This is a genomic window from Pedobacter sp., from assembly GCF_040513095.1.
Lineage (GTDB): Bacteria > Bacteroidota > Bacteroidia > Sphingobacteriales > Sphingobacteriaceae > Pedobacter.
Genome location: NZ_JBEVDX010000143.1, coordinates 1 through 13,587, shown reverse-complemented (window position 1 = coordinate 13,587; position 13,587 = coordinate 1). Strand labels below are relative to the sequence as shown.

The following is a 13,587-nucleotide window of genomic DNA, read 5'->3' as shown; positions in this document are numbered from 1 at the left end:
GAGATATTACGGGTGGTTTACCACGTGTAACTGAATTGTTCGAAGCACGTAACCCATCTAACCCGGCTGTAGTAACCGAGATTGATGGTGTGGTAACCTTAGGTGGTGTGAAACGTGGTAACCGTGAGATGACTATCGAATCAAAAGATGGTGAGATCAAAAAATACCTGGTTCCATTGTCTAAACACATCCTGGTTCAGGATAACGACTTTGTGAAAGCTGGTATGCCATTATCAGACGGATCAATTTCTCCTGCGGATATCTTAGCGATCAAAGGACCTGCTGCTGTTCAGGAATACTTGGTAAATGGTATCCAGGAAGTTTACCGTCTACAGGGTGTGAAGATCAATGATAAACACTTTGAGGTAATCGTTCACCAGATGATGCAGAAGGTTCACATTGAAGATCCGGGAGATACAACGTTCTTAGAGAATAACTCTGTTGACCGTTGGGACTTCATGATCGAAAATGATGAGATCTATGACAAAAAAGTGGTAATCGATGCAGGTGATTCAAACACGGTGAAACCAGGTCAGATTCTGTCCTTACGTAAATTAAGAGATGAAAATTCTCAGTTAAAACGTAAAGATCTGAAGCAGATTGAGGTTCGTGATGCAAGATCGGCAACTGCCAGTTCTGTATTACAGGGTATCACCCGTGCTTCATTAGGTACGAAATCATTCATCTCAGCAGCTTCCTTCCAGGAAACTACAAAAGTATTGAACGAAGCTGCGATCGCAGGTAAACGTGACAATATGCTTGGACTGAAAGAGAACGTAATTGTTGGTCACTTAATTCCTTCGGGAACTGGTGTACGTGGTTACGAACGTATCATTGTTGGTTCACAGGAAGAATATGACAAACTGTTAGCTTCGAAACAGGAAGAAGAAGTAGACGCATAGTCTTTCCATCAAATATTAAAATCCTCCCTGTTCACAGGGGGGATTTTTTTTTATTTTTATTTTGATAACAGCGTAAGCATTTAAAGAAGTAGTTTTGCTGTATGGAGAATCAAAACAACGACAATCAGATCAATATCGAACTTTCCGAAGAGGTAGCTGAGGGGATATTTTCGAACCTGGCGATCATTACACATTCCAATACTGAATTTGTAGTAGACTTTATCAGGGTAATGCCGGGTTTGCCAAAGGCAAAGGTGAAATCAAGGATTATACTTACGCCGGAGCATGCGAAGAGGTTAATGCTGGCAATGCAGGAGAATATAGAGAAATTCGAGGCTATCAACGGAAGAATTAAAACGCAGGAAGAAACTACCGGCTTTCCAATGAATCTCGGCGGGCCGACGGCAATGGCCTAATTGACTTTCAATGCTTCTTCCAGGTAATTAAATACCGCTGTGGCCGGAGTATGTGGTTCGAACCATTGGATGTCTTTATCGCGCCTGAACCAGGTGAGCTGACGTTTAGCAAAACGCCTTGTATTTTGCTTTATTTTATCTACGGCTTCTTCATAGCTGAGGGAACCATCCAGGTAATCGAACAGTTCAGCATAACCGACGGTTTTCAATGCATTCAGCTCTTTGTACTGCTCTACACCCTTAACTTCATCGAGTAAACCAGCAGCAAGCATAAGATCAACCCGGTGGTTGATTCTTTCATAGAGCGCATCACGTTCGAGGTTAAGTCCGATTTTGATGATATTGAAAGGTCTTTCTTTTTTACTGTTGGTGAGAAATGAAGACACCTTTTTGCCCGTGGACAGGAAAAATTCGAGCCCGCGGATCATCCGCTGGGGGTTAAACTGATCTACTTTGGCATAATATTCCGGATCGGCTGCAGCAAGCCTCTCCTTGATGGGATCAAGACCTTCTGTCTGGAATAAGGTATTAAGTTCTTCCCTGATCTGCATATCTGTATCAGGCAGCTCGTCCAGTCCTTTCGTTACTGCATCCAGGTATAATCCCGAGCCGCCCACCATAATGGCAATGTTGTTCTTTGTAAAGATGCCTTCAAGTACTTCCAGCGCTTGTTTTTCAAAGTCTCCCGTACTAAAAAATGTTGTGATGGAATGGGAATCAATAAAATGGTGCTTTGCGGCAGCCAGTTCTTCCGGGCCAGGTTTGGCTGTGCCAATTGAGATCTCCTGAAAAAACTGCCTGGAATCGGCGGAGATGATCTCTGTGGAGAAATGCCGGGCCAACTCAATAGCTAAAGCTGTTTTACCTATTGCTGTTGGACCAGCTACTACGATTAATGTTTTATTTTTGCCAGTATCCGGCATTAGTAATCTTCCTTGCTGTCGAACTCTTCGTCTCCGAAGTCATCGCCTTCAGCGAAATCATCATTGTCATCGTCTTCTTCTTCATCTGCATCATCGCTTTTATCGGATGTGGTGATTCCCCTGCCATCCATAGCTTCGATTTCTTCGGAATCTTCCGGAACGAAGTCCATTTCGTTCAGAAAGTCAAAATCATTCGATGCAGGGCTTGCTGCTGTGACTGCAGTTGCTGCCGCTGCCGCACCGGCTGCCGAATCAAAGATCTTTGGTGCTTCGCCGATACTTTTGAACAGTACAGGGTATTCTATATTTGGGTCTGTAGTCAGGATAATCTTAATCAGCTCTACATGAAAATCGAAGGGACGGTCAAAGTTATAGATGTAATAGAACTTCTGGTGCGGGTCTTCGATAAATTTGCTCAGTTTTGCATTTTCCATCAGGGCAACACCACGATCAATTTTTCTTTGGTTTGGAAGGTATGCGATCTCGTCGCCTTTAATCCAGTGATCAGAACTTACATAAAAAGAAGAAGACTTCTCCGAACTGTACCCCGTAGAACGGTGTACGGCCTTATGTAAATCTTCAAAGGTTTGGGTAGATTTGATGTCGATCTCACGAACCACCTCATCGAAGTCTTCAAAACTAATTCTAAATCTATAAACTGCCATTTGAGCTTTATTTCTATTTATAAAATTATAAAATATTTTTATTATTTAGGCTGATCCGCTACGGGTATCAGTCCGAATTCTTTTCCTTTGATAAGCATAAATGCTAACGCTTCATCGTAGGAGTTTGTTATTTCGCCTTCCAGAATTGCTTCGCGGATGGCATTTTTAATCATTCCTACCTCTTTACCGGCAGCAAGTCCGAAAACTTCCATGATATCGGTGCCGGTAACCGGGGGCTGCCAGTTTCTTATTTTGTCCCTTTCTTCAACATCTCTCAGCTTTTGTTTTACCAGTTCAAAGTTGTTGCGGTATTTCCTGACTTTATATTCGTTTTTGGTGGTGACATCGGCATTGCAGAGCATCATGAGGCTTTCAATATCTTCTCCGGCATCAAACAGTAAACGTCGCACTGCAGAATCGGTAACGACTTCCTGTGCAAGAACAATTGGGCGAAGGTGTAACTGTACAAGTTTCTGCACCAGTTTCATCTTCTCATTCAGCGGAAGTTTAAGCTGTGTGAAGATCTGCGGAACCATTCTTGCGCCTTTGTCTTCATGACCGTGGAAAGTCCAGCCATGGCCCTCTTCAAAGCGCTTGGTTGCAGGTTTGGCTATATCATGAAGAATTGCCGCCCATCGCAGCCAGAGATCATCAGTTACCTCACAGATATTATCAAGTACCTGCAGGGTGTGATAAAAGTTATCCTTATGTCCTTTTCCATTGATGACTTCCACACCATAGAGTCCGGCCATTTGCGGGAAAATCAGATGGAGCAGCCCTGTATCAAACAAATATTTAAAGCCTACAGATGGAACCGGGGAGAGGATAATCTTATTCAGTTCGTCAGTGATTCTTTCTTTGGAAAGGATACTGACCCTGTCTTTTTGTTTTTTTATCGCTTCCAGTGCGCTTTCATCAATATTAAAATTGAGCTGACTGGCAAAACGGATGGCGCGCATCATGCGCAGCGGGTCGTCAGAAAAGGTGATCTCGGGATCCAGGGGGGTACGGATAAGTTTCTGTTCTATATCCTTTACGCCGTTAAAGGGATCAACCAGCTGGCCGAAGTTCTCCTGGTTCAGCGAAATGGCCAGTGCGTTGATCGTGAAATCCCTTCTGAGCTGGTCGTCCTCAATCGTACCGTTTTCAACAATCGGCTTGCGGGAGTCGGCGCGGTAGGATTCTTTGCGGGCACCTACGAATTCCAGTTCGAGCTCGCGGTATTTCAGCATTGCTGTTCCAAAATTCTTGAATACGGCAACCTTACTTTTAAGTGCGGCGCCTGCACGTTCTGCGAAATCGATGCCGTTGCCTAACACTACTATATCTATATCCTTAGATGGCCTGTTCAGGAAAATATCCCTTACATATCCGCCAATCACGTATGCTTCGATATGACTCTCTGCGGCAATGTCGGCAAGTACCTTAAAAACAGGATGTCCTAGATTTTTTTTCAAAATGAATTTATTCTTTGTGGATAAAGCTATCCAGGCTTGTACTGGTTATTGAGTTTGCAAAAGTACTAAAACTTACTTTCTAATAAAGGAAAATTGCCCGGATGGACTTAATTTCATTATTGTTGAAGGTTTTTTGTTAATCCTTAGTTCCTGTTCCCAGTCAACAATATAATCAACTGATTCTTTAATTCTAGGGTCGATTTCATCAAAAAACTGAGGAGTTGGTTCTCCGGATATATTCGCTGAGGTAGAGGTAATGGGTTTTCTGAAGCGTTGCAGGAGCTGCTGAACGAAATCATGTTTTATGACCCTGATGCCGAGGCTGCCATCTGCACTGATTACATTTTTGGCTACGTTTTTTGCACCTGAGAAAATGATGGTTAGCGGATGTTCTGCGTATTCAATAAGGTCATATGCTACTTCAGGCACTTCATTCACATAACTTTGCAGTTTTGAATCATTGTCCAGCAGGATAATAAAGCTCTTGTCGGATGCACGTCCCTTGATCTGGTTGATCTTCTCCACCGCTTCGGCATTGGTGGCATCGCAGCCTAAGCCCCATACTGTATCGGTAGGGTAAAGAATTACGCCTCCGTTTTTGAGTACAGCCAATGCTTTTTCAATTTCTGTTTTTAGCATGCCGTAAATTTATTAAATAATCTTTGTTATTTAACTTTTTGCCAGGCGTTCGTAACAATTCATCAGCTGACCTGCCAGCGGGAGAGTGTTAAACTTTGCTGCATATGTTAACCCTTTTTCTCTCATCTGAGCAGCCAGAACAGGATCTGATATGACGGAATTGATTGCATTGGCAAGTTCTCCGGCATTTGAGGGATCGATATACAAACTGTCTGGTCCCCCGGCTTCTTCAAGGCATGAACCAGTAGCTGCGATGACGGGAATGCCTCCATAAAGCGCTTCAATAACCGGGATACCGAATCCTTCATAGAAAGAGGGGTAGACGAATATGGATGCCAGCTGATAGATTGCAGGCAGATCTGCAAAGGGAATGTCTTTTAAGAAAATCACCCTGTCTGTGAGTTTAAGGCGCTCAATTTCTGCTATAACCTGTTGTGCATAGGCCTGTTTTTTTCCTACGACCACCAGCTTATATTCCTGTGGCACATGGGTCATTGCCTGTACAATCAGCAGCAGGTTTTTCCTGGCTTCGATTGTGCCTACATTAAGTATATATTTTTCGGGGAGCTGATACTTCTGACGGATGGTTTCCTTGAAATCTGCAGGTAGTAACTCTTTGAAAGAATCGTCGCAGGTCTGGTAGATCACTTCAATCTTTGCCGGGTCAATGTGATAAAGCTCAATGATATCCTTTTTTGTCTGTTCGCTGATAGCAATAATCTGATCGGCAAACCTGCAGGCGTACCTGCTTTTGAAGTTGTAGATCTTACGGTCTATGTACTTGTAATTTTTGGGCAGACGAAGGAAAATCAGATCGTGTATGGTGACAACTGTTTTGGGATTGCCATTATGTATTCCAAAGGGGATCTCATTGCTGAGGCCATGGTATATAGCTATATTGTCCTGCAGGAGTTGTGTTCTGATACCTACGCTTCTCCACCAGAAACCGGGCTGGGTGCCGGCTGGTAAGCGGAGATGGATATTTTCCTTGGCGAAGAAGGAACTGATTTGTTTAGCCTCTTTAACCTTGGGAGAATAAACAAAGTAATGGTTCTGATGGAAAAATTCTGACAACTGTAAGATCAGCGATCTGCTGTAATTACCTAATCCTGTGAGGTTATTTGCAGCCCTTTTTCCATCAAAACCAATATTCATTAAACGGCTACGTTATTTTCTCTTAATGCATCATTAAGGGAAGTTTTTTTATCTGTAGATTCTTTACGTTTTCCGATGATCAGTGCACATGGAACCTGGTATTCGCCGGCAGGGAATTTTTTGGTATAGCTGCCCGGGATCACTACTGATCTTGCAGGAACGATACTTTTGTATTCCACAGGTGAACTTCCTGTTACATCAATGATCTTGGTGGAAGCAGTTAAAACTACATTGGCACCCAGAACAGCTTCGCGTTCTACGCGTACACCTTCAACAACAATCGCTCTTGAACCTAAGAAACAGTTGTCTTCAATGATTACCGGTGCAGCCTGGATAGGTTCAAGTACACCACCAATACCAACACCTCCGCTTAAGTGAACATGTTTTCCGATCTGTGCGCATGATCCGACAGTTGCCCAGGTATCTACCATTGTACCTTCATCTACATAAGCACCAATATTTACATAAGAAGGCATCATGATTACGCCTTTAGCCAGATATGCACCGTAACGGGCACTTGCACCAGGAACAACACGTACGCCTAATTCTTTGTAATCGGTTTTCAGTTTCATTTTATCATGAAATACGAAAGGGCCGACTGTAGTTTCTTTCATTTCTCTGATCGGAAAATAGAGGATAACAGCTTTTTTTATCCATTCATTGATCCCCCATGAATTAAGAATAGGTTCAGCAACACGGATTTCACCTTTATCCAACTGCAATACTACAGATTCGATCGCCTCACAATATTCCGCATATTCCAATAAGGATCTGTCTTCCCAGACAGCCTCTATTAACTTTTTCAGTTCTTTGTTCATTGTAAATTCTAATTTTTTCACAAAATAAATCAATTTTATCTATTGACCGATCTTTTACTTATGTATTTTTGATTTTTTATGGCAGAGCAGGAAAAATTACGGATCGATAAATACTTGTGGGCAATAAGATTGTTCAAAACAAGAACATTAGCAACAGAAGCATGTAAAGCCGGACGTGTGAAAATGAATGGTCAGAATATCAAGGCATCTGTTGTGGTGAAACCGGGTGATGTATACCAGGTTTCGAAGGGGATAGAAAAAAAGGTGATTGAGGTGGTGGAGCTTTTATATACCCGGGTGGAGTCTAAGATTGCGGTGACCAAATACAAGGATATTACTCCTGTGGAGGAAACCCATGCCTATAAATCGATGTTCCATTCGCCGGTGCTGACCAGGGACAGGGGCGCAGGACGGCCGACAAAACGTGACCGCAGGGAGATTGATGACCTGACAGATAACCTGTTTGACGAAGAGAAGAAGGAAGAATAAAGCAAAAAAAATGCCCCTGCTGAGAGGGGCATTCCTTTATCAGATTTTAATGAATTACTTTTTATCCGCTTTGTAACCGTCATTCAAACCAACGATTACTTCACTTGTAACATCCAGGGATGCATCAGCAAATAGGATAGCGCTGTTACCTTTCTGGTAAGTTAACACCATTTTGTATCCTTTGTCTTTTGCATAGATCTTCAGATAGTCTGCAATTTTATTGTATAATTTTTCCTGTTCTGTTGCCTGCTCGTTTTGTAAAGCTGCACCGGCATTTTGCTGATATGCCTGTAATTCCTGTTGTTTACGTGCAAGTCTTTGCTCAGTTGTTGCTCTCTGATCAGCAGGTAAAGTATTTTGTGTTTGCTGATATTGCGCAACTTCGCGTTGAAAGGCCTGTTGTTTAGCCGCCAGATCTGTTTGTGCTGCTTTAGATTTCTCATCCAGTTTCACTTTCAGGTCTTTGAAGTATTCGTATTTAGTCAGTAAGGAATCAGAATTTACATAAACAATTGGTTCGCCGCTTTTTACAGCCGGAGAATCAGTTTTGGCAACAGTTGTTGTTGCTTTTTCGTCTTTATTCTGGCATGAAGCCATTACGGAAACTAATGCTACAGCCGTAGCCAGTGTGCTTAGTTTGAAGGATGTTCTGTTCATCTATGGTTATTTTTTGCGTTTTTGCCTCTTTATCAGCTCAGACTATTGATGCCTGGCTCCTTAATGAAGGAATAAATTTTAGCAAATATAAAATTTCAAAATTAGTATCCTAAATAAGTCGGTTTTTTTGGGCGGATATTGTGCGCTTTCCGGTAATTAGTTATCCACAATTTGCCGTTAATTGCCCACAAATGGTTATTTTTGAATCTTATTTTTTATTAACATATATGAGCGAAGAAAAAGATCCAAAGTCAAATTATTCGGCAGATAATATACAGGTATTAGAAGGTTTAGAAGCGGTGCGCAAGCGCCCTTCGATGTATATAGGAGATACTGGTGTTAAAGGATTGCACCATTTGGTTTATGAAGTAGTAGATAACTCTATCGATGAGGCTTTGGCCGGACACGCAGATACGATCACTGTAAATATTCTTAAAGACAATTCAATACGGGTGGAGGATAATGGCCGTGGTATTCCAACGGGCATTATGCAGAAGGAAAAGAAATCGGCATTAGAGATCGTAATGACGGTTTTACACGCAGGTGGTAAATTTGATAAAGATACGTACAAGGTTTCCGGTGGTTTGCACGGTGTTGGGGTAAGTTGTGTAAATGCACTTTCTACACACCTGAAAGCAGAAGTTCACCGCGAAGGAAAGATCTGGGAGCAGGAATATGCCATGGGTAAACCTCAGTACGACGTTAAAGTTGTTGGGGAAACAGAAAAAAGAGGTACGGTAATTACTTTTACACCGGACCCTACAATTTTTACCCAGACTACCGAGTACCGTTACGATACGCTGGCCTCACGTTTAAGAGAGCTGTCCTTTCTGAATAAAGGCATCAGCCTTACATTAACTGACGAGCGTGAAGAGAATGAAGACGGAACATACCTTTCTGAGCTTTTCCTTTCTGAAGGCGGATTAAAAGAGTTTGTTCAGTTCCTGGACGGAGGACGCCCTTCGCTGATTGCTGAGCCGATCTATGTAGAAGGCATTAAAAATGGTATTCCTGTGGAGCTTGCGCTGCAGTATAATGACAGTTATGCTGAAAACGTACACTCTTATGTAAACAATATTAACACCCATGAAGGCGGTACGCACATTGCCGGTTTCAGAAGGGGCCTGACCCGTACTTTGAAAGCCTATGCTGATAAGTCCGGTTTACTTAAAAATGTAAAGTTTGAGATTACCGGTGACGATTTTCGGGAAGGGCTGACAGCTGTAATTTCTGTGAAAGTACAGGAACCACAATTTGAAGGACAAACGAAAACCAAACTGGGTAACTCTGAGGTAATGGGTGCCGTAGATATCGCGGTTGGTGAGGCATTGGGTATCTACCTGGAGGAATATCCAAGGGAAGCCAAAATGATTGTCAATAAGGTGATCCTTGCAGCAACAGCACGTGCTGCGGCACGTAAAGCCCGTGAGATGGTTCAGCGTAAGAGTGTAATGGGCGGATCCGGTTTACCGGGCAAGCTTGCCGATTGCTCTGACAGCGATCCGGAAAAATGCGAGTTGTACCTTGTCGAGGGAGATTCCGCGGGTGGAACAGCAAAACAGGGACGTGACCGTAACTTCCAGGCTATCCTTCCATTGAAGGGTAAGATCCTGAACGTAGAGAAAGCAATGGAACATAAGATCTACGAGAATGACGAGATCAAAAATATGTTTACTGCACTTGGCGTAAGTATAGGAACACCTGAAGATGATAAAGCTTTAAACATTACCAAACTGCGTTACCATAAGATTGTAATCATGACGGATGCGGATATTGACGGATCACACATTACTACGCTGATCCTGACATTCTTCTTCAGGTACATGAAAGCATTGATCGAAGCAGGTTATGTATATATCGCAGCACCTCCGTTATACCTGGTGAAAAAAGGTAAGGAGCAGGAATATTGCTGGAATGATCAGCAACGCGATGCCGCTGTGCAAAGACTAAAAGGCCAGGGTAAAGAAGAAAGCGTACATATCCAGCGTTATAAAGGTTTGGGTGAGATGAACGCTGAACAACTTTGGGATACTACATTGAATCCGGCTAACCGTACTTTGATGCAGGCAACTATTGAAAATGCAGCTGAGTGTGACCATACTTTCTCCATGTTAATGGGTGATGAAGTAGCTCCAAGGAGAGAATTCATCGAAAGGAATGCAAAATACGCGAAGATCGACGCATAATATTGACTCTGGCTGTTCCTTTAGGCAGCGCCGGAAAAAAAATAGAAAACAGGTATCCAAAAGGGTACCTGTTTTTTTTTTACCGTTGTTTATGGGAGAAGTAAATCTTCAGCTTTTTGTAATTGATCTTTGCGTTATAGCTGTAGAAGATGTCACTACCGATAATTGCCATTACCCGGGGGTGTCCGAGCATCGCATACGCTTCATTCACCGTTTCGAGGTCTAAAGCTACTGCAGGGTAATTCTTAATTGTTAATTTCCCGAGTTTAAGTTTGGGTATGACAGTTTGTATGGCAGCAGAGGTTGTAAACAGGGTAGTGGCATTTGTATCTTCTGCTGTGATGATATTCTTACTGTTCTCCTCGATGAAACGTTTATCAAACACTGATCTTGATGCACCTGTGTCCACTACGGCAAGGTACTTATGACCAAAAACTCCAATTTCTATCAGCAGGTGGAAACCATCATCATTCAGGTTGATAAGGTTAATAGGGACGGCAATTGTACGCATTAAATCAGTTTCATTTCTTTAAGAACATTATTCATGCTTCTGACAGCATCTGCGCTTTTGTTAAAAGCAGCCTGTTCTTCTTCAGTTAAATTATAGTCGATCACTTTTTCCCATCCCGTACGGCCCACAATTACGGGTACACCCAGGCAAATATCCGTTTGGTGGTATTCGCCTTCGAGTGAGACGCTGCAGGTAAAGAGTTTTTTCTCGTCACGCACAATGCTCTCTACCAGTGCGCATACTGCGGCCCCCGGTGCGTACCATGCAGATGTTCCAAGCAATCCGGTTAAGGTTGCACCGCCGACCATTGTATCTGCGGCCACTTTGGCCAATACATCTTCTGCGAGCAAATCAGTTACATTTAAACTCTGGTAAGTTGCATAGCGGGTTAAAGGGATCATTGTAGTATCTCCATGCCCGCCGATAACGAAGCCCTGCAGATCGTTTGAATTACAGTTCATAGCTACACTCAGGTAGTATTTGAACCTGGCACTGTCTAATGTGCCGCCCATGCCAATGATCCTGTTTTTAGGAAGGCCCAGTGATTTCAATGACAGGTAAGTCATGGTATCCATGGGATTGCTGACGATGATCAGGATGGCATCAGGGGAGAATTGAAGAATGTTTTCCGCTACGCTTTTTACAATTCCGGCGTTGATGCCGATCAGTTCTTCGCGGGTCATTCCGGGCTTGCGTGGCAGACCTGACGTAATAACGGCAACTGCAGAGCCTGCTGTTTTACTGTAATCATTGGTAACACCTTTTATTTTGGTGTTAAATCCCAGCAAAGCGGATGTTTGCATCATGTCAATTGCCTTGCCTTCGGCAAAACCTTCCTTGATATCTAACAGGACCAGCTCTTCAGCAAGCTCCTTTCTGGCGATATTATCTGCGCAGGTAGCACCAACCGCTCCAGCGCCTACAACTGTTATTTTCATAAGCGTCTATTTGTCTTTATCGGTCATGAAGCTTGCATGCAGGCATGCAGGTTTCATAAGCGTCTATTTGCCATAAAATTCTTATGAAGTTATGAATTTTAAGGCAGCTTTAATAGATGCTTTTTAAAACTTTATCTTCTATTACTGGTTTTATCTGAAAGAATTTACATTTGCTTAACGTCAAATCAATCAGAACACAGCTATAATGGATAATACACCTGTAGAAAAAGTTGATATAATGTCTTATGCAGGGAAATGGTACTCACTATATTCCATACCCACTTTTATGGACAAAAAATGGCGTGAAACTACCGAGACCTATGTGATCCATCCTGACGGATATTACGCAGTGTTCAGTACTTACAAACTGGCTGGAGAAGATGAACCCAAGTATATCAGATCAAAACTGTTCGTTGTAAGAGGTACCAATAATGCAGAAATGAAAGCACAGTTTGTGTGGCCGGTTAAAGTAGATTACTGGGTCATTGAACTTGCCGAAGATTACTCTTACGTTGTAGTGGGGCATCCAAAAAATAAATTTCTTTTTATCATGGCCCGCAAGCCTGAACTGCCTGAAGAGCTGTTACAGGAGATCATTGAACGCTGTCATGCCAAAGGATATGATACAGCTAAACTTACCTCGCAGGAGCACAAACCAGTGGTGCAAAAGGGACACGCTCATACTTAGGGCTTTGTATTTTGCAGCTACTTATATCAATGTCATTTTCACATTCTTGATATAAAGGCATTCAAAAAAACGTAATTTTGTATATCGAATTTCTGAACAGCGGGGATACCAATGTTTATGAATTGCGATTCTAATTACCCGTCTATGTATTTAATTTTTGATACCGAAACTACAGGTTTACCTGCCAATTATAATGCACCGGTAAGTGACACGAACAATTGGCCGCGGTGTATTCAAATTGCATGGCAGCTGCACGATGAAATGGGAAACCTGCTGGAGCATCAGGATTATCTGGTTAAACCTGAGGGTTTTAATATACCATATGATGCAGAAAGGATACATGGGATATCCACTGAGCTGGCCATGGAACAGGGAATTGAACTGGCCGAGGTATTAGAAAAATTTAATAGTGCACTTTCCAGGTCCAAATTTGTTGTAGGACAAAATATTGGATTTGATATCAATATCATGGGATCGGAATTCTATCGTTTAGGCGTAGAAAGCCCGATGGCCGGGATGCCTGTGCTGGATACCTGTACAGAGGTAACGGCCGATTTGTTAAAGATCCCGGGAGGACGCGGAGGAAGATTCAAACTGCCGACACTGACCGAACTGCACAGTTACCTGTTTGGGGTTCCATTTGCTGAAGCCCACAATGCAACAGCCGACGTAGAGGCTACGACCAGGTGTTTCCTGCAACTGGTGAAAATGGAGGTTTTCAGCCCTCAGCAGCTGCAGCAGGAGCAGGATTACTTCCGTGAGTTTAAGACGCAGAATCCTGCGGTTATCCAGGGAGCAGGACTGAAACATTATAACCTGAAGGCAGCCTCAGACGAGATCAGGAAGAGACAGGAACAAGCTGAAGGTTCCGGCATTTCCAGAAAAGACCTTAGAAATAACCAGGAAGAACTTAAGCAGGCCACATTTGTGCACCTGCATAACCATACGCAGTTTTCTGTACTGCAGTCTACTATAAATATTCCTGGTCTGATTGCGGCAGCAGCAGCTGATCAGATGCCTGCAGTCGCGATGACCGACCATGCCAATATGATGGGCGCTTTTCACTTTGTAAACCAGGTGCTCCATCATAATAAAGGTGTAGAAGCGCGGACTAAGGCGGCTGAGGAAAAAGGTGAGGCAGGG

At 42.9% G+C, this 13,587-nt stretch carries 14 protein-coding genes and 1 pseudogene; 6 read left to right on the top strand and 9 right to left on the bottom strand.

What is annotated here, in order from left to right; all coding sequences use genetic code 11:
• Positions 1-902, top strand: a pseudogene (locus tag ABWY16_RS16045) (DNA-directed RNA polymerase subunit beta'); the annotation flags it as partial.
• Between the two features lie 101 nt (positions 903-1,003).
• A complete protein-coding gene (locus ABWY16_RS16040) occupies positions 1,004-1,318 on the top strand; it encodes a DUF3467 domain-containing protein (protein WP_353905664.1) in 315 nt (104 codons plus the stop codon).
• Here ABWY16_RS16040 and miaA read toward each other — a convergent pair.
• The 6 genes from miaA to ABWY16_RS16010 form a co-directional block, all read right to left on the bottom strand.
• Positions 1,315-2,241 carry a tRNA (adenosine(37)-N6)-dimethylallyltransferase MiaA gene (gene miaA / locus ABWY16_RS16035; protein ID WP_353905663.1) on the bottom strand — a complete coding sequence of 309 codons (927 nt, stop codon included), beginning with the start codon at positions 2,239-2,241 and terminating at the stop codon, positions 1,315-1,317. The two genes, ABWY16_RS16040 and miaA, sit on opposite strands and share 4 nt — an antisense overlap.
• A complete protein-coding gene (locus tag ABWY16_RS16030) occupies positions 2,241-2,906 on the bottom strand; it encodes an IS1096 element passenger TnpR family protein (protein ID WP_353905662.1) in 666 nt (221 codons plus the stop codon). Before ABWY16_RS16030 ends, miaA begins: the two co-directional genes overlap by 1 nt.
• Before the next feature lie 41 nt (positions 2,907-2,947).
• Positions 2,948-4,363, bottom strand: coding sequence for a CCA tRNA nucleotidyltransferase (locus ABWY16_RS16025; RefSeq protein WP_353905661.1), 1,416 nt, complete (start codon positions 4,361-4,363; stop codon positions 2,948-2,950).
• A 72-nt stretch (positions 4,364-4,435) separates the two neighbouring features.
• Positions 4,436-5,002 (bottom strand): L-threonylcarbamoyladenylate synthase, encoded by a 567-nt coding sequence (locus ABWY16_RS16020; RefSeq protein ID WP_353905660.1) that lies wholly within the window; start codon positions 5,000-5,002, stop codon positions 4,436-4,438.
• 30 nt (positions 5,003-5,032) lie between these two features.
• Positions 5,033-6,157 carry a glycosyltransferase family 4 protein gene (locus ABWY16_RS16015; protein WP_353905659.1) on the bottom strand — a complete coding sequence of 375 codons (1,125 nt, stop codon included), beginning with the start codon at positions 6,155-6,157 and terminating at the stop codon, positions 5,033-5,035.
• On the bottom strand, positions 6,157-6,975 hold the full coding sequence (locus tag ABWY16_RS16010) for a 2,3,4,5-tetrahydropyridine-2,6-dicarboxylate N-succinyltransferase (RefSeq protein ID WP_353905665.1): 819 nt from the start codon (positions 6,973-6,975) through the stop codon (positions 6,157-6,159). The genes ABWY16_RS16015 and ABWY16_RS16010 overlap by 1 nt, the downstream gene beginning before the upstream one ends.
• A gap of 78 nt (positions 6,976-7,053) precedes the next feature.
• Here ABWY16_RS16010 and ABWY16_RS16005 point away from each other — a divergent pair, with 78 nt between their 5' ends.
• Positions 7,054-7,464, top strand: coding sequence for an RNA-binding S4 domain-containing protein (locus ABWY16_RS16005; protein WP_353905658.1), 411 nt, complete (start codon positions 7,054-7,056; stop codon positions 7,462-7,464).
• A 54-nt stretch (positions 7,465-7,518) separates the two neighbouring features.
• Here the strand turns inward: ABWY16_RS16005 and ABWY16_RS16000 are convergent, their stop codons facing one another.
• Entirely contained in the window at positions 7,519-8,121 is a 603-nt protein-coding gene (locus tag ABWY16_RS16000) for an OmpH/Skp family outer membrane protein (protein WP_353905657.1), read from the bottom strand.
• A 227-nt stretch (positions 8,122-8,348) separates the two neighbouring features.
• Here ABWY16_RS16000 and gyrB point away from each other — a divergent pair, with 227 nt between their 5' ends.
• On the top strand, positions 8,349-10,307 hold the full coding sequence (gene gyrB, locus ABWY16_RS15995; protein WP_353905656.1) for a DNA topoisomerase (ATP-hydrolyzing) subunit B: 1,959 nt from the start codon (positions 8,349-8,351) through the stop codon (positions 10,305-10,307).
• A gap of 79 nt (positions 10,308-10,386) precedes the next feature.
• Here the strand turns inward: gyrB and ABWY16_RS15990 are convergent, their stop codons facing one another.
• Positions 10,387-10,818: a retropepsin-like aspartic protease gene (locus tag ABWY16_RS15990; RefSeq protein ID WP_353905655.1), complete on the bottom strand. Its 432-nt coding sequence runs from the start codon at positions 10,816-10,818 to the stop codon at positions 10,387-10,389.
• Positions 10,818-11,756, bottom strand: coding sequence for a malate dehydrogenase (locus ABWY16_RS15985; protein ID WP_353905654.1), 939 nt, complete (start codon positions 11,754-11,756; stop codon positions 10,818-10,820). The genes ABWY16_RS15990 and ABWY16_RS15985 overlap by 1 nt, the downstream gene beginning before the upstream one ends.
• Positions 11,757-11,961: 205 nt before the next feature.
• Here ABWY16_RS15985 and ABWY16_RS15980 point away from each other — a divergent pair, with 205 nt between their 5' ends.
• Both ABWY16_RS15980 and ABWY16_RS15975 read left to right on the top strand, forming a co-directional pair.
• A complete protein-coding gene (locus ABWY16_RS15980; protein ID WP_353905653.1) occupies positions 11,962-12,444 on the top strand; it encodes a lipocalin family protein in 483 nt (160 codons plus the stop codon).
• Between the two features lie 144 nt (positions 12,445-12,588).
• Positions 12,589-13,587, top strand: a 999-nt coding sequence (locus tag ABWY16_RS15975) for a 3'-5' exonuclease (RefSeq protein ID WP_353905652.1), incomplete at its 3' end; no start/stop codon positions are given.